The organism is Bacillus sp. SH5-2 (genome assembly GCF_008368905.1).
In the GTDB taxonomy this organism is placed as follows: domain Bacteria; phylum Bacillota; class Bacilli; order Bacillales; family Bacillaceae_G; genus Bacillus_A; species Bacillus_A luti.
The window spans coordinates 34,305-55,748 of record NZ_QOSD01000016.1 but is presented as its reverse complement, the minus strand read 5'-3'; the positions used below and the strand labels follow the sequence as shown (position 1 = coordinate 55,748).

The window sequence follows — 21,444 nt, the reverse complement described above, 5'->3', positions numbered from 1 at the left end:
CCGTTTACGAAAACACAGGCAGCGACCTGTGTTTTTTATTTTACGTAATCGAAATGGAGGAATAAATATATGGAAGAATTATTACAAAGAGCAGTTTTAGTTGGAGTAAATTTAGGTAATGAAGCTGATTTTGCATATTCGATGGAAGAGTTAACAAATCTTGCAGAAGCTTGTGATGTAGAGGTAATTGGGCAGGTAACGCAAAATTTACAACGAGTAAATCCGTCACATTATATTGGAAAAGGGAAGATTGAAGAAGTAGCAGCCTATGTTAATGAAGTAGATGCGAATATGGTCATCTTTAATGACGAATTATCTCCTTCGCAAATTCGAAATTTAGAAGCGGATTTAGATTGTAAAGTAATCGATCGTACCATATTAATTTTAGATATTTTTGCGCAACGTGCGAAAACGAAAGAAGCGCAGCTACAAGTAGAAGTAGCACATCTTCAATATATGATGCCTCGTTTAATCGGTCTTCGTGAGTCGTTAGGGAGACAGAGCGGCGGCGTTGGTACGAAAAATAAAGGTGTCGGTGAGAAGAAATTAGAGTTAGATCGTCGTAAAATTGAAGAACAGATTTCAGTTTTAAATAAAGACCTAGAAGCACTTGTTGCACAGCGTCAAACACAGCGAAAGCAACGTAAGAAAAATGAAATTCCTGTTGTAGCATTAGTAGGTTATACGAACGCAGGAAAATCAACGACGATGAATGCGATGCTTGAAATTTATAATGGTACAGAAGAAAAACAAGTATTTGAAAAAGATATGTTATTCGCGACGTTAGAAACATCTGTACGAAATATTGATTTGCCAGATAATAAATCATTCTTATTAACAGATACAGTTGGATTTGTAAGTAAATTACCACATCATCTTGTGAAAGCATTCCGTTCAACGTTAGAAGAAGTAGCGGAAGCAGACTTACTTATTCATGTTGTAGATTACGCAAATCCAAATTATGAACAGTTAATTGATATTACAAATGAAACGTTAAAGAAAATTGGAGTAGAAAATATCCCAACCATTTATGCGTATAACAAATCAGATATGGTAGATGTTGAAATTCCGAAAGTACAAGAGGAGCGCGTTTATTTATCAGCGAAGAAACATGTTGGAATGGAAGAACTTGTAGAAATGATTCGCTCAAACATTTATAAAGAGTATACGAAATGTGAAATGTTAATTCCGTATGATCAAGGACAGGTAGTTTCTTATTTCAATAATCATGCGCACGTTCTATCTACGAGTTATGAAAACGAAGGTACGAAATTAGAAATAGAATGTAAGACGAGTGATTACGAAAAGTATAAGCGTTTTGCGATATAAAAAAAGGCGATCCTGATATGTTTTAGGATCGCCTTTTTTGCGTAGATGCAAGCCTACTTATTGTCCTAACTTAGTATAAAAGAAAATACAGAGAGTGTATATGAAAAAAATCTGATGAAACAGATGTGAAAAATATGTTATTTCGGAAGTGATATTTCTGGAAAAAGAAACGAAACCAGTATAGAATAGAAATGTTTCAAAAGTCAGAATTTATTGGGGTTAAAGTTTTCCTTTATTACACTTAATGTAATAAATATATTTTGTACAGGAAGGAGCGATTCATATATGCAGGCAGTTTCACAAAAAAACACAGTAGAAACACCGACAATATACCGAATATTATTTGCGATTAGTTTCGGGCATTTTTTAAATGATTCGATGCAAGCCGTGGTGCCGGCGCTGTTTCCTATTTTGGAAAAAACAATGAATTTATCCTATATGCAAGTAGGATGGATTGCGTTTGCGTTAAATATGACTTCATCGATTATGCAGCCGGTTTTTGGTATGTATTCGGATAAGAAGCCGTCACCATTTTTGTTACCGCTCGGTATGTTTTCGAGTATGCTTGGGATGATCGGACTTGCTTTTGCATCGAACTTTATTATTGTTATTATTTCTGTTTTATTTATCGGATTAGGTTCTGCAGTCTTTCATCCAGAAGGTGCCCGAGTTGCTTATATGGCGGCAGGGGCAAAACGAGGTTTAGCGCAAGCGATTTATCAAGTGGGAGGAAATACAGGGAATTCTCTAGCTCCTATTTTTACAGCATTAATTTTCGTTCCGCTCGGTCAAATTGGTTCTTTAGGTTTTACCGCCTTTGCTGCGGTAGGAATTGTATTATTAATTTTCGTATCTAATTGGTATAAGAATGAATTAGCAACTGGAGCTGTGAGAAGGAAAAAGAGGGCTGCGCTTGAGGCGGAAAATGCAATTGTAAGTACGCATATTAAATTTGTTATTATACTTCTTGTTTTCCTTACTTTTGTACGCTCTTGGTACGGTGCTGGTATCGGGAATTTCTATCAATTTTACTTAATTGAACATTACGGTTTATCTATAAAAAATGCACAGTATTTCGTATTCGCATTTATGATTGCTGGTGTATTAGGAACTTTCTTTGGTGGACCGTTAGCAGATCGATTTGGTAAGAAGAAAATTATTGTATTTTCAATGCTAGGTTCGGCGCCACTGGCACTTTTGCTACCTCACGTTTCGCTCGTTTGGGTCGTACCGTTATTTTTATGTATCGGTTTTATTAGCTCAAGTAGTTTTAGTGTAATTGTTGTTTACGCGCAAGAGCTTGTTCCTGGAAAAGTAGGAATGGTATCTGGATTAATTGTAGGGCTTGCGTTTGGACTCGGCGCTTTAGGATCTGTAGTCCTTGGGAAATTAGCTGATATATATAGTCTACAATTTATTATGTTACTATGTAGTTGTCTACCATTAATTGGACTTACTTCATGGTTATTACCAAGTGATAAGAAAACGATAGAATAGGGGATGCACTATGAAATTATGTGAAAACGTAACAGAATTAATAGGGGATACACCTGTTGTCCGATTATCTAAATTTATTCCAGAAGACGCAGCGGATGTGTATGTGAAATTAGAAATGTTTAATCCGTCACGTAGTGTGAAAGACCGTGCTGCATATAATTTACTGCACGTTGCTGAAGAGAAAGGTCTCATAAAACCAGGAGATACGATTATTGAACCAACGAGTGGGAATACTGGGATTGGTTTAGCAATGAATGCAGCTGCTAAAGGATATAAAGCGATTTTAATTATGCCGGATAATATGTCTAAAGAAAGAATTAACTTATTGAAAGCATACGGAGCAGAAGTAGTTTTAACACCAGCAGAACAAAGAATGCCAGGAGCAATTGCGAAGGCGTTAGAACTACAAAAGCAAATTCCAAATAGTTTTATTCCGCAACAATTTGAAAATCCAGCAAACCCGAATATTCACCGTTATACGACTGCACTTGAAATTTATGAACAAATGGATGGAGAGCTTGATGCTTTTGTTGCAACGGCAGGAACAGGCGGAACGATTACAGGGACTGGGGAAACGTTAAAAGAGAAACTACCAAACTTATATATTGCAGTAGTAGAACCAAAAGGATCACCTGTTTTATCAGGCGGTGTTCCGGGTCCTCATAAACTAGTAGGAACAAGTCCAGGGTTTATCCCGAAAAACTTAAATACAGAAGTGTATAACGAAATTATTCAAATTGCAGACGAAGAGGCGTTAACGACAATGAGAAATTTAGCTAGACAAGAGGGGTTATTAGTTGGGCCGTCTTCAGGGGCCTCTGTTTACGCAGCAATTATGATTGCAAAACGATTAGGTGCTGGTAAAAAAGTTTTATGTATTGCACCTGATACAGGTGAACGTTATTTGAGTATGGGATTATTTGAATGAAAATGATAGAAACAGCTTAATCGTGAAATTGTCACGATTAAGCTGTTTATTTTAGGGTGTAAAGAGGGGGAGAATGACAATGAAACTATTAAAACCAATGCATGAATATAGCGAACAAATTATGGGGTATCGAGAGGCGTTTTTACAATCAGGAGAACAACCACATGGCAGCAGTTCTTTACAAAATTTTGATTCCCTCGATGAATGGTTTGAAAAAGTGAGAAAGCAGGAACTAGGAGAAAATTTACTGGCTAATCGAGTACCATCTAGTCAATTTTTAAGTTTTGAAAAAGGGGAACTTGTAGGTTTTGTGAATATTAGACATCGATTAAACGAAGAATTATTGCGGGAAAGTGGACATATTGGATATAGTGTCCATCCGAATAAACGTCGTCAAGGTTACGCTACGAAACAACTACAACTTGCGTTAGGTGAAGCACAAAAATTAGGATTGCAGAAAGTGTTAATAACTTGCGATAAAGTTAATATCGGTTCTGCTAAAACGATTCAAAAGGTTGGCGGTGTGTTAGAAGATGAAGTAGTTTCTGTTCGTACTGATGAAGTAGTTCAGTGTTATTGGGTAGAAATATGATGTAGTGAGAGTTTGAAAAGGAAATATAATGTGTAATATTGAAATAGATAAATGGAAAGCAAGGGGAGTATAGCAGTTTTAGGGGGAAATGAAATGAGATTAAAAGAGAAAGCAATAGAAATGTCGGAGATTTATAGGGGAAATCCGAAAGTGGAGGCTATTATTTTAGCAGGCTCTGTAGCAAGAAAATTAGAAGATGAACATTCAGATATTGAATTACATATTTTATGGTCAGAACCACCAGAGGATGAAGATCGTAGGGCTCCTATTAATAGTATTGATGGGACAATTTTGTCATATCATCCTTATGAGGAAGAAGAATGGTCGGAAACATATTTGACGAAAGAAGGAATTAAATTAGAGATTAGTAATTTTTTAACAGCAACAGTAGAGAAGGTTATTTCGGATGTGGTAGATCAATATGATATAAGTTATGAAAAACAATGTATTGTATCATCGGTGCATGATGGTGTTAGTTTGTATGGGGAAGAGAAAGTGAATGAACTAAAAGAGAGAGTGGTAGTATATCCAGAAGATCTAGCGAAACGGATGATTTCAGAAAACCTTTGGTTAAGCAATCGTTGGCATAATCGAGAGGCTCTTTTAAAACGAAAAGATTGGCTTATGCTATATGATGTTATTTGTGAAGTGCAAAGAAATATATTTGGGACCTTATTTGGTTTGAATAAAATGTATGTGCATCATCCTGCATTTAAATGGATGCCGCATAATGTAGAACGAATGAGTATTAAGCCTGAAAACTTATATGAGCGTATGGCGAATACGTTGATAGAGAAACCGGAGTATAGTGTACAGGAGTTAGAAATGTTAATAAAAGAGGTATTACATTTAGTAGAACACCATGCTCCAGAATTACATATCGCTGAACAACAAAAACATATTCAATATGCAAAATAAAAAGAAGAGATGTAACAATAGAGTAAACAACCCCTCCTACAGCGCCACATATAAATACAATAAGCAGTGATTCGATATAAGATTGTCCAGGGATTAACCATTTTAAAATTACTTTTAATGCAATTACAACAGCAGACATTGCCGCGGAGTAAATCGTAATAAGGAATACTGTTTTTGCTGTTTCACCCATTTTAAATTTCGCAAATTTAATGATGCAGTACAACATAATAACATTTGAAACGAGGTATCCAAGAATTGTTCCAAGTACAGCACCGTGTCCGCCAAATAAGTGTAAGAGCGGTGTATTCACTAAAACCTTAACGAGAATACCGACTGAGAATGCAATCATTGTTTTTCTTTGATAATCAATGCCTTGTAAAATAGCTGCTGAAACTGTGAAAACTGCACTTAATATAGCGGAAGGTGCAAATGAAATTAAATATTGTGATCCATCAAGTGCAATTTTAGGATCTACATAAACCATGCGGAATGCATCATAAGCGATGCTAGCAAGGCCGAATGCAGCTGGGATGGTGAAGAATAACAATACTTGGAATATCTTTGAAATTTGTTCTTGTAATTCTTCTAGTTTCCCGCTTGTATAAGATTTCGTTATAGCCGGAATAATTGTTAACGAAAATCCAGTTGCAAGTGAAGCTGGAATCATAATTAACTTTTGTGCATAGTTCGTTATATAAGCGAACACTGCATTCGCTGTTTCTAACGGCTCTCCCATTGCTCTAAGGACATCAGCTACAGTATATTGATCTACTAACGTATAGAGCGGAATTGCAATACCGACAAAGACAATCGGGATTGCATAGCGAAGTAATTCTATATAAATATTTTTTAATGGAATATTGGATGCCCTTGATTTTAATTCGCCTTCGGGAGGTTTTAATCGGTTATATTTTTTCCAGTACATCATTAAAATAGAAACGCTGGCAAGTGCCCCGATAACAGCACCAAACGTAGCAACTGCAACAGAAGAAGCTACTGAACCTCCTAATAATTTTGAGACGATAAAACTACCAACTAAAATGAAAACAACGCGTGCAATTTGTTCTACCACTTGAGAAACAGCACTAGGTTTCATATGTTGAAATCCTTGGAAATAACCACGCGTAACACTCATAGCTGGTACGATAATAAGTGCGAAGCTTAATGCTCGCATCGTAAGTGTTACATCGGCAATAAATTGTGGATCTGGCGTTTTCGAGCGAATAATAAATTGTGATATGTACGGTGCTCCAATAAATAAAATTAAAAATCCTAAAAAGCCCATAAACAACATCAATTTTACGCTCGAGTTATATAATTTTTTACTTGTACTATAATCACCAAGCGCATTATGTTTTGCAACAAATTTGGAGACGGCAATAGGAATGCCAGCTGTTGAAAAGCTTAATAAAATACCGTACCAAGAGTATGCATATCCATATAAAGCAACCCCTTGCGTTCCAACTAATAATTGAAAAGGGAAGAAGTATATAAAACCTAATATACGTGAAATCATTGTGGCACCGCTTAATAAAGCAGTTCCTTTTAAAACTTTTGACGTCGACAAAATTCTTTCCTCCTACTCACGCTATCTTACATTCATCGTATACTACTATAAACCTGCTAGAGAAGTTAATACAGTATAAACCATAAATGTTCTAATACTATTCATTTAAAAGTCATATTTTGAATTTTTAAATAGAATGTAATACATAAAAATTCAAAATATAAGTTGACACTATTTTTAATGTATGATAAAAATGATAGTAATCAATTCGGAAAATAATATTTGGGCAATGAAAGGGTATAGTAGTGAATATCTCCCTATTTCAGAGAGCTGATGGTTGGTGTGAATCAGTATATAGATTATTCATGAAGTTCGTCCTGGAGCATCTTTCATAAATCTCGCGTTGTGAGGAAATGAAAGACGGTAGTTTATACCGTTATCAAATAAAGTGGTGAAGATTGTTTCACAACTAGGGTGGTACCGCGATATTTATCGTCCCTACGTATTTACGTAGGGACGTTTTTTATTTAGGTCTTACTTTGTTGTGGCTTCATAACTAGGGTGGTACCGCGATATTTTATCGTCCCTACGTATTTGCGTAGGGACGTTTTTTATTTAGGTCCTAACTTTGTTGTATCTTCATAACTAGGGTGGTACCGCGATATTTTTGTCGTCCCTACGTATTTGCGTAGGGGCGTTTTTTATTATTAGGGAGGAAGTGAGGGTATTAGAAAAGAGTATTGATAGAACAATATAAATACTGAATTGTAAAAAAGAAAAAGATAAAGAGAGGAGATTAAAAGATGAATTCACAGCAATGGACATCGAAATTAGGTTTCGTATTAGCTGCAGCAGGTTCAGCAATTGGTCTAGGGGCGATTTGGAAGTTCCCGTATATGGCCGGAATTGGAGGAGGCGGCGCGTTCTTCCTTATTTTCATCGGTTTCACATTATTAATTGGTTTACCGCTATTATTAGCTGAATTCGTTATCGGAAGAAGCACACAAAAAGAGGCCGTTGATGCGTATAGAGAAATTGCACCAAAAACATTATGGCCATGGTTAGGGAAATTAGGAATTGTAACATGTTTCATATTACTTTCTTTCTACAGTGTTGTAGGAGGATGGATTTTATTATATTTATGGAATGCAATTACAGGTAGACTATGGGAAGGAAATGGAGCATACGAAGCTACGTTTGGTGAAATCATTTCCAATCCGTATTTAGCAGTTGGATCACAGCTATTATTCATCCTTATTACTATTTTTATCGTAAGTAAAGGTGTACAAAATGGTGTTGAAAAAGTAAATAAATATTTCATGCCAGCACTATTCGTTTTATTCTTTGTATTAATCGTTCGTGCACTTACATTAGACGGTGCTGGAGAAGGAGTTCGTTTCTTCTTACAACCTGATTTCTCACATGTAACATCAGAAATCGTTTTATACGCAATGGGACAATCGTTCTTCTCGTTATCTGTCGGTGTAGCCGTTATGGTAACGTATAGCTCTTACTTACCGAAAGAAGAAAGTTTACCGCGTTCAGCATTTTCTATCGTAGCTTTAACGCTTGTGATTACATTACTTGCAGGACTTGCAATTTTCCCAGTAGTGTTCGCATTTGGGATGGAACCATCTCAAGGACCGGGGCTATTATTTATCGTACTGCCAGCTATTTTCAGTAAAATGGCATTCGGAAAATTATTCTTCATCGTTTTCTTATTACTATTCTTCTTTGCTACTATTACATCAGCAATTTCGATGTTAGAAATTAGCGTTGCGTCTTTAACTGCGAAAGGTAAAGGGAAACGCGAAAAAATGGCTTTAATCGTAGGGTTATTAATCTTCGTTGTTGGAGTACCATCAGCATTATCATTTGGTATATTAAGTGATCTGAAGATTTTTGGAAAGACAGTCTTTGATTTAGCAGATTATGCAGTTAGTAACGTATTAATGCCACTTGGTGTTTTATTAGTTTCCATCTTTGTTCCTTTAAAAATGAAGAAAGATGTATTAATGAAAGAGCTTGGTGTAAGTAAAAATAAAGGCTATAAACTGTTCGTATTATGGTTATTCTTACTTCGTTTTATCGCACCAATTGCGATTATTATCGTATTCTTAAATGTACTTGGCATTATATAAAAAGAAAGGTAGCGTATCGCTCTAGGATACGCTACCTTTTTATTTTGCTCTTTTTTTGCAATTCATTTACTGTTACGAACTGATATCCCTTCTTAGATAAAGAGTCTAAAATACCTTCAATGGTCTGTAAATTTTCATTAGACTCATCATACATAGAGTGTAATAAAATGATAGAACCTGGTTTTACATTTTTATTAACGTAGTCAATTTTATCAGCCGCAGATTTATAAAAAGTATCAGGTTCAAGATCCCATGTAATCGTTTCGATATTATTTTTATTTAAATAATATGGTAGTCCAATTAATTTTTTTCCGTTAGGGGGTCTAAAATCAATTTCGTCTGTAAATCCTGTTTGACGGATTAATGAATTTGTTTTTTCTATTTCTTCTTTAATAAAAGATGGTGTTTTAAAAACCATTCTGTTATGAGAATATGTATGGTTTCCAATTTGGTGTCCTGATTGTACGATAGCTTCTCCTAACGATAGCTTTTTTTCTAATTCATTTCCAATTAAAAAGAAAGTAGCTTTCGCATTGTATTTATCTAGTAGCGGTAATATTTGTTTTACATTGTTAGTAGGACCATCATCAAAAGTTAAAGCAATCACTTTTTCATTTGTTTTTACGTGGTTTGTTAAATCTCCAAACAATTGAAAGCTTCTTGCGTTCATCAATTTGTATGTTCCGAATAACGCTATAGTAATAATGAATAATGTAACGACTGTAATGATTATTTTCTTCTTCATAACGTAACCTCACTATATTTTTGTATTGGACTAAAAAGTATTATATCAAACTAAGTAATTTCGTGCGTTAAAAAGGATGTGGATGCAAGGAGAAGGGATTTATCATATAATAAAATGCAAAAGGTATATTAGGAGGTGTTTACATGGCGATTATAATTCAATTGCCAGACACTGCAGCGTCTCATGCAAAGCCAAGTATGGAAATGGCGATACTTTGCGTGAGGTAGACAAGTAATATACAATCGCCTAAATGAGCTCGTATCATTTTTTATATTTGGCTTTGCACCTTATTGAAATGAACCATAAAAAATAAGGGGCGAGCAGAAATGAAATACGTTAAAGCTGCGACGGTTTTACCAGAAAGTTTAATTATTGAAATTCAAAAGTATATACAAGGTGAAACAATTTACATTCCAAAACAAGAAACAAAACATTATAAATGGGGTACACGATCTGGAGGAAGAAAACAATTAGATGAAAGAAACAAAGCCATTAAAGAAGCGTTTAAAAGCGGAATTGCTATTCATCAACTTGCAGAAGAGTATTTTCTTTCCGGAGAAACGATTAAAAAGATTGTGTATTCTAAATAAGAGAAAAAGAGTCTGATTCAAATGTTATTTTGCATCAGACTCTTTTTGTTTTATATGTATTGGATATATGGACTGTGACTGGGCATACTAATAGAAAAAATGTGCCGTTTTTTTATTAAAAGGTATACAGAGCACTTGAAAAGTAGAAAGGTGAGCATCTATGAATCATATTGGACAAATAACGATAGAGCTTTTAATTGGTTTTTTTGTTCTGTTAATTGCTACGAAAATATTAGGGAAAACACAAATATCTCAGCTAACACCCTTTGATTTTATTTCTGCTATTGTTCTTGGTGAGCTTGTTGGAAATTCAATATATGACCCTAAAATTAAAGTGTGGTCTATTTTATATTCAGTATTTGTATGGGTAATTTTAATTTATACAATAGAAGTGATAACACAAAAAATAAGAGGAACAAGAAGGTTTTTTGAAGGATATCCTTCAATTATTATTCGTAATGGAAAGATTGACCGTGAACAATTAAGTGTAAATCATTTGGACATTAACCAATTACAACAAATGCTTAGGCAACAAAAAGACATATTCTCAATCCGAGAAGTTGAGTATATGATATTGGAACCGAACGGAAATATAAGTGTATTGAAAAAAAGTAAATATGAATCTCCCACTATAAATGACTTAAGTTTAAAACATAAGCCTGTATACTTACCAATTTCATTAATTAGTGATGGAAAAGTAGTGAAAGATAATTTGAGGGAAGCAGGTTTTGATGAAGGATGGCTATATAAACAAATAAAGCAAAAGGGGATTACTAAATTTGAAGACGTATTATACGCAGAATGGAAAACAGATGATGGCTTCTTTTGTCAGGAAATGCAGCGGTAGAGAATAAGCGATGTATGTAATGTTTGTTTCTAAGTTATCTTTTACATATCAAAAAACGTAATCATTGTATACAATAAAACTAGATCAACAATTTGTATGGAGTGATAAAGATGGAAGCTTTTATTAGAAGTGATCAATATAATTTTATAAAATCACAAGCTTATATTTTAGCGAATGGGCATGCAACGGCAAATGATAGAGGAGTAATTCAAGCGTTAAAATCACTTGCGATTGAAAAGATAATACATGTATTTGAGAATTTAACGGATGAGCAGAAAGAGTTAATCGACACGGTATTAACAGTTCAAAATAGAGAAGATGCAGAATCGTTTTTAATGAAAATAAATCCGTATGTCATTCCGTTTCAGGAAGTTACAGCACAAACATTAAAAAAATTATTTCCTAAAGCGAAAAAGTTAAAACTGCCTGATATGGAAGAAATAGATATGAAAGAAATATCTTATTTAAGCTGGATTGATAAAGGATCAAGCAGGAAATTTATTATAGCGAAAAATGATAAAAATAAGTTTGTTGGTCTGCAAGGAACGTTCCAAAGTTTAAATAAAAAGAGCATTTGTTCATTATGTCATGGACATGAAGAAGTTGGTATGTTTTTAGTTGAAATTAAAGGTGATGTACCAGGAACTTTCGTTAAAAAGGGAAACTATATTTGTAAAGATGGTGTAGCTTGTAATCATAATATGAAATCGCTTGATAAATTAAACGATTTTATTGAGAGATTAAAGAAATAAAATGGAAGACCTCTAGTGCTTAAACTGGAGGTCTTTATTTGGGAAGAAGTAATAACAGGCTTCTTTTGTAGCTGTAGATTTATAAAAAAAGTCAGGTCATTTATAATGAAATTTGATAAAAATATCTAATTGGACACGGTTGTTTATATGCAAGGAGGTAAACATGAATTATATTTCACCGAAAGAAGAGGTATTAAAAGTGAAACGGTGGTCTAGAGATACGATAGCAGCAGGTCGTGGTCATACCGTTGCTCTTAAATCGGATGGTACGGTTGTGGCAGTGGGACGAAATAAAGAAGGAGAATGCAATGTAAGCAGTTGGTGTGATATTGAAGCCGTCGCAGCGGGCAATGTTCATATGGCGACGAACACAGGTAATGCTCATACAATCGCTCTTAAAAGTGATAATACTGTGGAAGCGGTGGGATGGAATAAGCATGATCAATGCGATGTGAACGACTGGCATAATATTGTAGCGGTTGCAGCAGGGTGGCGTCGTACCATTGGCCTTAAACCGGATGGCACGGTAATGGCAGTAGGGCGAAATAAAGAAGGAGAATGCAATGTAAGCAGCTGGCGAGATATTGTGGCGGTCACGGCGGGTGACTGGCATACAGTCGGTCTTCAATTGGACGGTACGGTGACAGCAGTGGGTAATAATCGATATGGCCAATGCAGTGTAAGTAGCTGGCTTGGCATTGTGGCGGTCGCGGCAGGTTATCTTCATACTGCTGGTTTGAAACGAGATGGTACGGTGATGGCAGTGGGTAATAATAAGCATAACCAATGCGACGTAAGTGGCTGGAGAGGTATTGTAGCAATAGCAGCTGGTACGAATCATACAATCGGTCTTAAATTAGACGGTACAGTGGTGGCAGTAGGTTGGAATGAGTATGGCCAATGTAATGTAAGTGATTGGCACGACATTGTAGCGATAGCGGCTGGTTGTGCGCATACGGTCGGACTGAAATCAGACGGTACGGTGGTTGCGGTAGGTAATAATGAATTTGGTCAATGTGATGTAGGTAGCTGGTGCAACATTCGATTGCCTGGAAAATAGTCAATTTACAATAAATCATTAGTAATATTATTCTATTTTAGGAGTAATTATGGAATAGGATATGTAGAAAATAATTAAACTTAAATCTGCTGAATAAGAATCCCTTTTGAAAAGGGATTCTTATTATTTTTCGTAAAATGAGGGTCTAAATGGAATTTTTAAACAAACTTTATTGCAAAGTTACAGTAGAAGAGATAAATAAAGTATAGGGGAGATAAAGGAATGTTTAAAAGGTTTTCACTTTCTTTACCGGATGTTTTACTTATATGTATCGTTCTCTACATAACGTACACAAATTCTTTTAGTTTTGGCCAAATGTTAGTAATTTCAATTGCAATCGGAATAATAGGTGCTCTTATTACAAGAATATGTAAGGATTTATTTACTTTCATCTGGTGGACAATTAAACAAAAGAAATCTTGAACATGTTTAATTATTATAAGGAGAGATAAAATGACTAATAAAAAGAATAAAGCTAAAAATGAGATAATACTTTGGACATTAACAGCTGTTGTTTTTGCCATTGTATGGTACTTTTATCAAAAATAAAAACGCATCGTACTAAAAAAGCACGATGCGTTTTTATTATTTTTTTTGCCAATTTTCTTTTATAAAGTCTGCACGACCAGATTCTTTTTGCTCAGTAGCATATTTCTCTGGGTTCTTTTTATAGAAATGCTGGTGGTATTCCTCTGCTTCATAAAAAGGTGCAGCCGGGCGAATTTCAGTTACGATTGGATCTTTAAACACACCGCTTTCTGCTAGAGTTTGTTTTGATTTTTCAGCAAGTTCTTTTTGCGTTTCACTATGATAAAAAATAGCAGTGCGATAAGATGGACCACGGTCAAAGAATTGTCCGCCATCATCAGTTGGATCGATTTGTGGCCAATATAAATCTAGTAATTTTTCATATGGAAAAATAGAAGGATCGAATGTAATTTGTACTACTTCTAAGTGCCCAGATGTTCCAGCTTTTACTTGTTCATATGTTGGGTTTTCTACATGACCACCTGCATAGCCAGAAAGCACTTTATGAATGCCGGGAAGTTCATCAAATGGCTTTACCATGCACCAAAAGCAACCGCCTGCAAAGGTTGCGAGTTCGTATGTTTTTTCGGACATTACTGTAATCCTCCTAAATATATATATTTTATATAGTATTATACAAAAAGTTTTGTTACGCAATAAAAAAGATTCGAAAATATATGTTTTTTATAAACAAGATCCACCGCTCACATCAATTAATTGTCCAGTAACCCAGCGGCTGTCTGGAGAAGCAAGAAATGCAGCAGTATCGGCAATGTCTTCTACTTCACCTAAGCGATTGAAGGCAGAAATAGTAGTGGCGTATTGTTTCATCATTGGATCGCTTAAGAGTTCTGCATTCATATCTGTTTTAATAAATCCAGGAAGTATTGAATTCACTGTTATTCCTCTTGCTCCGAGCTGTTTTGCCAGTGTGAAAGTCATTGTATTAATAGCGCCTTTCGTCATACTATATGCAATGAAATCAGGTAAAGAAATACGAGTAGCAGCGGATGAAATATTAATAATTCGGCTATTGTCACGTAAACGAGATAGAGCTTGTTGAATGATAAAGAATGGTGCTTTTGCATTTACTGAAACCATTCTATCAAAAAATTCTTCAGTCGTTTCTTCAATAAAAGCACCAGGACCAATTCCAGCGTTGTTTATTAAAATATCAAGTTTAGTACCACCAGTTCTTTTTTGTAATTCGTTATCTAAAGAACTATAAAGGGTCTCTACTCCATGTAAAGATTCAAGATTTGCACAGATAGAAAAAGCTGATCCACCATTTGATTGAATTTCATAAACAGTTTCTTCAGCATCTTCTTTTCGATTACCATAATGAACAGCAACTAATGCACCGTCGTTTGCTAAACGTTTTGCAATAGCACGTCCAATTCCTCGGCTTGCTCCTGTAACTAATGCCACTTTTCCTTTTAACATAGTTTTCTCATCTCCTCATAAAATTTTATCTGTTATTAAGTTATTTTTCTTTATGTAGTAATGCGAGCATACTTAAGTAATATATGAGTATGTGTAAGAAGTTCATTCCGATTTTGTTTTGAGAAAAAATAAATAGACTTCTCTTAAATTGATTGAATTTTATTTTTTTTAGAAAAACATGTTGACAATAAAAAGAACAACGTCCTATAATACGTTTAACAAATAAAAGTTAATTAAGAATTTTCTAATTTTAAATGTTGTATATGCAAAGAAGAGGAAAGTAGATGATTATGATCGTTTCAGAGAGCTACTCCTAGGCTGTGAGAGTAGTAACAATCGGATCATTGAAGATCACCTCGGAGCATCGCTTGCGAAAGGGAAACTGAGTAGAGGGCGGCGGTATCGTCTCCGGTAAAAGGACGGGGGTCTAATTGGACCTACAGAGCTTATATTTCGTGAGAAATATAAGGAAGCTGAGTGGTAACGCGAAACTCTCGCCTCAGCAATCAAAGCTACTAAATTTTTATTTTAAAAATAGAATAAGAGAATGCGTAGAAGAGGAGAGTAAATGATAGGCATTGTTTCAGAGAGCTGCCCCTAGGCTGTGAGGGTGGTAACAATCGAGTCTTTGAAAATCACCTCGGAGTACTACTTTTGAAAGTTAGTAAAAAGTAGCGGAGTTGTTTCCGATAAAAAAACAAAAGTCTAATTGGACTTGCAGAGCTTATATTTCGTGAGAAGTGTAAGGAAGCTGAGTGGTACCACGATTCCCTCGTCTCAGCAATGGATTGCTACAAGTATGTAAGTAATCGATTGTTGAGACGAGTATATTTTTAAGATTTGTATACTGAATATTCTGTTAAAATTACTCATCTCAGCAATCGATATAGAAATTGATTGCAAAAATAGAGAAAAAAAAGAGGAGCGATGTGAGATGGGAAACCAGTACATTTATATGAATGGGGAATTTGTAGAAAAAGAAAAGGCAGTAGTTTCGGTATATGATCACGGTTTTTTATACGGGGACGGTGTGTTTGAAGGGATTCGTAGTTACGGTGGAAATGTGTTTTGTTTAAAAGAACATGTAAAACGATTATATGAATCTGCAAAATCTATTTTACTTACAATTCCAATGACGGTAGATGAAATGGAAGAAGCAATTTTACAGACGCTTCAAAAAAATGAGTATGCAGATGCTTACATTCGCTTAATTGTCTCAAGAGGAAAAGGGGACTTAGGACTTGATCCGAGAAGTTGCGTGAAACCGAGCGTTATTATCATTGCAGAACAATTAAAATTATTCCCACAGGAATTTTATGATAATGGACTAAGCGTTGTATCTGTTGCATCAAGACGTAATACGCCAGATGCATTAGATCCACGTATTAAGTCAATGAACTACTTAAATAATGTACTTGTAAAAATTGAAGCGGCACAAGCAGGAGTGCTAGAGGCTCTTATGTTAAATCAGCAAGGATATGTTTGTGAAGGGTCTGGAGATAATGTTTTCGTTGTGAAAGATGGAAAAGTGTTAACACCACCTTCATATTTAGGGGCGTTAGAAGGCATTACGAGAAATAGTGTTATCGAGTTATGTGAGCGACTGAGTATCTCATGTGAGGAAAGACCATTCACTCGCCATGACGTATATGTAGCGGATGAAGTGTTTTTAACAGGAACGGCAGCAGAATTAATTCCAGTTGTAAAAGTTGATTCAAGAGAAATTGGGGATGGGAAACCAGGAAGTGTAACGAAACAATTGACAGAGGAATTTAAAAAGTTAACGAGAGAAAGAGGCGTACGTGTTCCAGGTCTTGCAGAGAGCTTAGCATAGAAAGGGAGAGGAGTTAATTGAAATGGAGCAGCAGTATACAGCATGTGAGAAATTACAGTGTGAAGAAGTGACAGGTGCCGGACACGTTATTCAATGTTTGAAAAAGTTAGGAGTAACGACTGTTTTCGGTTATCCGGGCGGGGCGATTTTGCCAGTATACGATGCGTTATATGGAAGTGGTTTGAAGCACGTTTTAACTCGTCATGAACAAGCTGCCATTCATGCGGCTGAAGGATATGCAAGAGCTTCTGGAAAGGTCGGGGTAGTATTTGCTACCTCTGGCCCAGGGGCGACGAATTTAGTTACAGGCTTAGCAGATGCTTATATGGATTCGATTCCTTTAGTTGTTATTACAGGGCAAGTTGCAAAACCTCTCATCGGAAAAGACGGGTTTCAAGAAGCTGATGTTGTCGGAATTACAGTACCTGTTACGAAGCATAATTACCAAGTTCGTGATGTGAATCATTTATCACGTATTGTACAAGAAGCTTTTTACATCGCTGAAAGTGGGCGACCGGGACCTGTATTAATTGATATTCCAAAAGATGTTCAAAATGAAAAGGTAACAAGTTTTTATAATGAAGTAATTGAGATTCCAGGGTACAAACTAGAGCCTATGCCAGACAGTATGAAGCTTAGAGAGGTAGCTAAAGCAATTTCAAAAGCGAAACGTCCACTTCTTTATATTGGAGGAGGTGCCATTCATTCAGGTGCATCTGATGAGCTCCTCAAGTTTGCGAGTGAGAATCGTATTCCAGTCGTTTCCACTTTAATGGGACTTGGTGCATATCCGCCGGGAGATTCATTATTTTTAGGAATGCTCGGTATGCATGGAACGTATGCTGCAAACATGGCAGTAACGGAATGCGATTTACTGCTTGCTTTAGGTGTTCGCTTCGATGATCGTGTAACAGGAAAATTAGAGCTCTTTTCCCCTCATTCGAAAAAGGTACATATTGATATAGATCCTTCGGAGTTTCATAAAAATGTAACGGTAGAGCATCCAGTTGTTGGAGATGTGAAAAAAGCGTTACACATGCTGTTACATATGCCGATTTATACACAAACGGATGAATGGCTTACGAAAATCGAGGAATGGAAAGAGGAATACCCTCTTTCCTACAATCAAAAAGAATGTGAGTTAAAACCACAGCATGTTATTAGTCTAGTAAGTGAATTAACGAATGGTGAAGCGATTGTTACGACAGAAGTAGGTCAGCATCAAATGTGGGCTGCTCATTTCTATAAGGCGAGAAAACCTCGGACGTTCCTTACATCTGGTGGACTAGGAACGATGGGATTTGGTTTCCCGGCAGCAGTTGGTGCTCAGCTTGCGAAAGAAGAAGAACTCGTCATTTGTATAGCAGGTGATGCTTCTTTTCAAATGAACATTCAAGAACTACAAACAATTGCTGAAAATAACATCCCTGTAAAAGTATTTATTATAAATAACAAATTTTTAGGAATGGTAAGGCAATGGCAAGAAATGTTTTATGAAAATCGTTTATCGGAATCGAAAATTGGATCACCAGATTTTGTGAAAGTAGCAGAAGCTTATGGAGTGAAGGGATTAAGAGCGACAAATTCAACCGAGGCGAAACAGGTAATGTTAGAAGCATTTGCTCATGAAGGTCCTGTCGTAGTTGATTTTTGTGTAGAAGAAGGTGAAAACGTATTTCCGATGGTTCCACCAAACAAAGGGAATAACGAAATGATTATGAAGAGGTGGGAAGAATGAGTCATACTTTTTCACTCGTTATTCATAACGAGCCAAGCGTCTTATTACGTATAAGTGGAATTTTTGCTCGGCGTGGTTATTATATTTCTTCTTTACATTTAAACGAAAGAGATACTAGTGGTGTTTCTGAAATGAAACTCACAGCAGTTTGTACTGAAAATGAAGCGACATTACTCGTTAGTCAGTTGAAAAAATTAATTGATGTACTGCAAGTAAATACATTATAAGGAGTGTATGGAATATGAAAACGTATTATGAGCAAGATGCAAATGTAGAGTTATTACAAGGGAAAACAGTTGCGGTAATTGGTTATGGATCTCAAGGTCATGCACAGGCACAAAATTTACGTGATTCTGGTGTGGAAGTTGTAGTTGGTGTTCGACCAGGTAAGTCTTTTGAAGTAGCAAAAGCAGATGGGTTTGAAGTAATGTCTGTTTCAGAAGCAGTTCGAACCGCGCAAGTTGTACAAATGTTATTGCCAGATGAACAGCAAGCACATGTGTATAAAGCAGAAGTAGAAGAGAATCTCCGTGAAGGACAAATGTTACTGTTCTCACATGGATTTAATATTCACTTCGGACAAATTAACCCGCCAAGTTACGTAGATGTAGCAATGGTCGCGCCAAAAAGTCCAGGTCATCTCGTTCGCCGTGTATTTCAAGAAGGAAATGGTGTTCCGGCATTAGTCGCAGTACATCAAGATGCAACAGGCACAGCATTACATGTAGCACTCGCGTACGCAAAAGGTGTAGGGTGTACACGTGCAGGTGTAATTGAAACGACATTCCAAGAAGAAACGGAGACGGATTTATTCGGAGAGCAAGCTGTACTTTGCGGCGGGGTAACTGCACTTGTGAAAGCTGGTTTTGAAACATTAACAGAAGGCGGATATCGTCCTGAAATTGCATACTTTGAATGTTTGCATGAACTGAAGTTAATTGTTGATTTAATGTACGAAGGCGGTTTAACGAACATGCGCCATTCTATATCAGATACGGCAGAGTTCGGGGATTATGTAACAGGATCGAGAATTGTTACAGATGAAACGAAGAAAGAGATGAAACGAGTACTTACAGAAATTCAGCAAGGTGAATTCGCGAAGAAATGGATTTTAGAAAATCAAGCAGGTCGTCCAACGTATAATGCGATGAAAAAAGCAGAGCAAAATCATCAGTTAGAAAAAGTAGGAGCAGAGCTTCGTGAAATGATGAGCTGGATTCATGAGCCGAAAGAATTAGTAAAGAAATAGAGTATGAGAGTATATATAAATGACAAATACGTAAGAAGGGATTTGACAAGATGAGAAGTGACATGATTAAAAAAGGTTTTGATAAAGCTCCGCACCGTAGTTTATTAAAAGCAACTGGTTTGAAAGATGAAGATTTTGATAAACCGTTCATAGCGATTTGTAATTCTTTTATTGAAATTATTCCAGGGCATAAGCATTTGAATGAGTTTGGGAAACTTGTAAAAGAAGCAGTTCGTGCGGCAGGTATGGTACCATTCGAATTCAATACAATTGGAGTAGATGATGGTATTGCGATGGGGCATATCGGTATGCGTTATTCCCTTCCAAGTCGTGAAATTATTGCTGATTCAGTAGAAACAGTTGTAAATGCCCATTGGTTTGACGGTATGATTTGTATCCCAAACTGTGACAAAATTACACCAGGTATGATGATGGCTGCACTTCGTATTAACATTCCAACTGTGTTTGTTTCGGGTGGACCGATGGCGGCTGGAAAAACATCTAAAGGAGAAGTTGTTGATTTAAGTTCTGTTTTCGAAGGAGTAGGAGCTTATCAATCTGGTAAAATTTCAGAAGAAGAATTAAAGGATATTGAAGATCATGGCTGTCCATCTTGCGGTTCTTGTTCTGGTATGTTTACCGCGAACTCTATGAATTGTTTATGTGAAGTGTTAGGTTTAGCACTTCCAGGTAACGGGAGTATTTTAGCAATTGATCCAAGACGTGAAGGATTAATTAAACAAGCAGCAGAGAAATTGAAAATTTTAATTGAGAGAGAGATTAAGCCGCGCGATATTGTAACAGAAGAAGCAATTGATGATGCTTTTGCACTTGATATGGCGATGGGTGGCTCAACGAATACAGTATTACACACGCTAGCACTCGCACAAGAGGCAGGGCTAGATTATGATATGAGCCGTATTGATGCTGTTTCAAGACGTGTACCGCATTTATGTAAAGTAAGTCCAGCTTCTAATTGGCATATGGAAGATATTGATCGAGCGGGCGGAATTAGTGCAATTTTGAAAGAGATGAGTCGAAAAGAAGGGGTACTTCATTTAGATCGTATTACTGCTACTGGGCAAACGTTAAGAGAAAATATTGCTGAGGCGGAGATTAAAGATAAGGAAGTTATTCATTCTCTCGAAAATCCTCATAGTGAAGAAGGTGGGCTACGTATATTAAAAGGAAACCTTGCGAAAGATGGGGCAGTTATTAAAAGCGGAGCAACCGAAGTAAAACGATTTGAGGGACCTTGCGTTATTTTTAATTCGCAAGATGAGGCGCTTGCGGGCATTATGCTTGGGAAGGTTAAGAAAGGGGATGTAGTTGTTATTCGTTATGAAGGACCAAGGGGTGGACCTGGTATGCCAGAAATGTTAGCACCAACATCAGCAATTGCTGGAATGGGATTAGGTGCTGATGTTGCATTATTAACGGATGGACGTTTCTCTGGAGCTTCACGTGGTATTTCAGTAGGGCATATTTCACCAGAAGCAGCAGCTGGTGGAACGATTGCACTTCTTGAACAAGGGGATATTGTATGTATTGATGTTGAGGAACGCTTGCTAGAAGTAAGAGTGAGTGATGAGGAATTAGAAAAGCGTAAAAAAGAATGGAAACGACCAGAACCGAAAGTGAAAACTGGCTGGCTTGGACGTTATGCGCAAATGGTAACATCGGCGAATACAGGGGCAGTCCTAAAAATCCCGAATTTTGATTGAGCCAATTTAAAAGAGATAAGGA

General features: G+C 36.3%; 19 protein-coding genes, 1 pseudogene and 3 other annotated features. Of the genes and pseudogenes, 16 read left to right on the top strand and 4 right to left on the bottom strand.

The features are described from left to right. The first annotated feature begins 69 nt into the window (after nt 1-69). The 5 genes from hflX (at nt 70) to DN410_RS12335 (ending at nt 5,264) form a co-directional block, all read left to right on the top strand. Nucleotides 70-1,329, top strand: coding sequence for a GTPase HflX (hflX, locus tag DN410_RS12355; protein ID WP_149176736.1), 1,260 nt, complete (start codon nt 70-72; stop codon nt 1,327-1,329). Nucleotides 1,330-1,614: 285 nt separating this feature from the next. Beyond that, nucleotides 1,615-2,826 (top strand): MFS transporter, encoded by a 1,212-nt coding sequence (locus DN410_RS12350; protein ID WP_149176735.1) that lies wholly within the window; start codon nt 1,615-1,617, stop codon nt 2,824-2,826. A gap of 10 nt (nt 2,827-2,836) precedes the next feature. After that, a complete protein-coding gene (gene cysK, locus DN410_RS12345; protein WP_149176734.1) occupies nt 2,837-3,754 on the top strand; it encodes a cysteine synthase A in 918 nt (305 codons plus the stop codon). A gap of 79 nt (nt 3,755-3,833) precedes the next feature. Continuing rightward, nucleotides 3,834-4,346 carry a GNAT family N-acetyltransferase gene (locus tag DN410_RS12340; protein ID WP_149176733.1) on the top strand — a complete coding sequence of 171 codons (513 nt, stop codon included), beginning with the start codon at nt 3,834-3,836 and terminating at the stop codon, nt 4,344-4,346. Nucleotides 4,347-4,439: 93 nt separating this feature from the next. Then, nucleotides 4,440-5,264 carry a DUF4037 domain-containing protein gene (locus DN410_RS12335; protein ID WP_149176732.1) on the top strand — a complete coding sequence of 275 codons (825 nt, stop codon included), beginning with the start codon at nt 4,440-4,442 and terminating at the stop codon, nt 5,262-5,264. Here DN410_RS12335 and DN410_RS12330 read toward each other — a convergent pair. Beyond that, nucleotides 5,257-6,831, bottom strand: a pseudogene (locus DN410_RS12330) (putative polysaccharide biosynthesis protein); the annotation flags it as partial. The gene DN410_RS12335 and the pseudogene DN410_RS12330 sit on opposite strands and share 8 nt — an antisense overlap. A 220-nt stretch (nt 6,832-7,051) precedes the next feature. Then, nucleotides 7,052-7,274, top strand: a binding site (T-box leader). 300 nt (nt 7,275-7,574) lie between these two features. On the opposite strand from DN410_RS12330, the gene DN410_RS12325 reads away from it, so the two are divergent. Next, on the top strand, nt 7,575-8,912 hold the full coding sequence (locus DN410_RS12325; protein WP_149176731.1) for a sodium-dependent transporter: 1,338 nt from the start codon (nt 7,575-7,577) through the stop codon (nt 8,910-8,912). Between the two features lie 31 nt (nt 8,913-8,943). Here DN410_RS12325 and DN410_RS12320 read toward each other — a convergent pair whose 3' ends face one another. Beyond that, nucleotides 8,944-9,657: a polysaccharide deacetylase family protein gene (locus DN410_RS12320; RefSeq protein ID WP_149176730.1), complete on the bottom strand. Its 714-nt coding sequence runs from the start codon at nt 9,655-9,657 to the stop codon at nt 8,944-8,946. Between the two features lie 326 nt (nt 9,658-9,983). Between DN410_RS12320 and DN410_RS12315 the strand changes: the two genes are divergently transcribed. From DN410_RS12315 to DN410_RS12295, 5 genes are all read left to right on the top strand, one after another. Further along, nucleotides 9,984-10,247: a CD3324 family protein gene (locus DN410_RS12315; RefSeq protein ID WP_149176729.1), complete on the top strand. Its 264-nt coding sequence runs from the start codon at nt 9,984-9,986 to the stop codon at nt 10,245-10,247. A gap of 160 nt (nt 10,248-10,407) precedes the next feature. Continuing rightward, complete coding sequence (locus DN410_RS12310) at nt 10,408-11,094, top strand: DUF421 domain-containing protein (protein ID WP_002193997.1); 687 nt, start codon at nt 10,408-10,410, stop codon at nt 11,092-11,094. Between the two features lie 110 nt (nt 11,095-11,204). Then, on the top strand, nt 11,205-11,846 hold the full coding sequence (locus DN410_RS12305) for a FusB/FusC family EF-G-binding protein (protein WP_149176728.1): 642 nt from the start codon (nt 11,205-11,207) through the stop codon (nt 11,844-11,846). 163 nt (nt 11,847-12,009) lie between these two features. Beyond that, entirely contained in the window at nt 12,010-12,906 is an 897-nt protein-coding gene (locus tag DN410_RS12300) for an RCC1 domain-containing protein (protein WP_149176727.1), read from the top strand. Between the two features lie 222 nt (nt 12,907-13,128). Continuing rightward, nucleotides 13,129-13,329, top strand: coding sequence for a hypothetical protein (locus DN410_RS12295; RefSeq protein ID WP_149176726.1), 201 nt, complete (start codon nt 13,129-13,131; stop codon nt 13,327-13,329). 162 nt (nt 13,330-13,491) lie between these two features. Here DN410_RS12295 and msrA read toward each other — a convergent pair whose 3' ends face one another. Both msrA and DN410_RS12285 read right to left on the bottom strand, forming a co-directional pair. After that, the gene (gene msrA, locus DN410_RS12290) at nt 13,492-14,028 is read right to left on the bottom strand and encodes a peptide-methionine (S)-S-oxide reductase MsrA (RefSeq protein ID WP_149176725.1); all 537 of its coding nucleotides are present in this window, start codon (nt 14,026-14,028) and stop codon (nt 13,492-13,494) included. A gap of 90 nt (nt 14,029-14,118) precedes the next feature. Next, complete coding sequence (locus DN410_RS12285; protein ID WP_149176724.1) at nt 14,119-14,877, bottom strand: SDR family oxidoreductase; 759 nt, start codon at nt 14,875-14,877, stop codon at nt 14,119-14,121. Between the two features lie 259 nt (nt 14,878-15,136). Beyond that, nucleotides 15,137-15,382: a binding site (T-box leader), on the top strand. A 38-nt stretch (nt 15,383-15,420) separates the two neighbouring features. Further along, nucleotides 15,421-15,660, top strand: a binding site (T-box leader). A gap of 151 nt (nt 15,661-15,811) precedes the next feature. On the opposite strand from DN410_RS12285, the gene ilvE reads away from it, so the two are divergent. The 5 genes from ilvE to ilvD are packed head-to-tail and all read left to right on the top strand — an operon-like array spanning nt 15,812 to nt 21,422. Further along, nucleotides 15,812-16,711 carry a branched-chain-amino-acid transaminase gene (gene ilvE / locus DN410_RS12280; RefSeq protein WP_149176723.1) on the top strand — a complete coding sequence of 300 codons (900 nt, stop codon included), beginning with the start codon at nt 15,812-15,814 and terminating at the stop codon, nt 16,709-16,711. A gap of 22 nt (nt 16,712-16,733) precedes the next feature. Further along, on the top strand, nt 16,734-18,449 hold the full coding sequence (gene ilvB / locus DN410_RS12275; protein ID WP_097951479.1) for an acetolactate synthase large subunit: 1,716 nt from the start codon (nt 16,734-16,736) through the stop codon (nt 18,447-18,449). Beyond that, nucleotides 18,446-18,676 (top strand): ACT domain-containing protein, encoded by a 231-nt coding sequence (locus DN410_RS12270; protein WP_071730313.1) that lies wholly within the window; start codon nt 18,446-18,448, stop codon nt 18,674-18,676. Before ilvB ends, DN410_RS12270 begins: the two co-directional genes overlap by 4 nt. 14 nt (nt 18,677-18,690) lie before the next feature. Further along, a complete protein-coding gene (gene ilvC / locus DN410_RS12265; protein WP_149176722.1) occupies nt 18,691-19,698 on the top strand; it encodes a ketol-acid reductoisomerase in 1,008 nt (335 codons plus the stop codon). Nucleotides 19,699-19,748: 50 nt separating this feature from the next. After that, complete coding sequence (gene ilvD / locus DN410_RS12260; protein ID WP_149176721.1) at nt 19,749-21,422, top strand: dihydroxy-acid dehydratase; 1,674 nt, start codon at nt 19,749-19,751, stop codon at nt 21,420-21,422. Nucleotides 21,423-21,444: the final 22 nt, after the last annotated feature.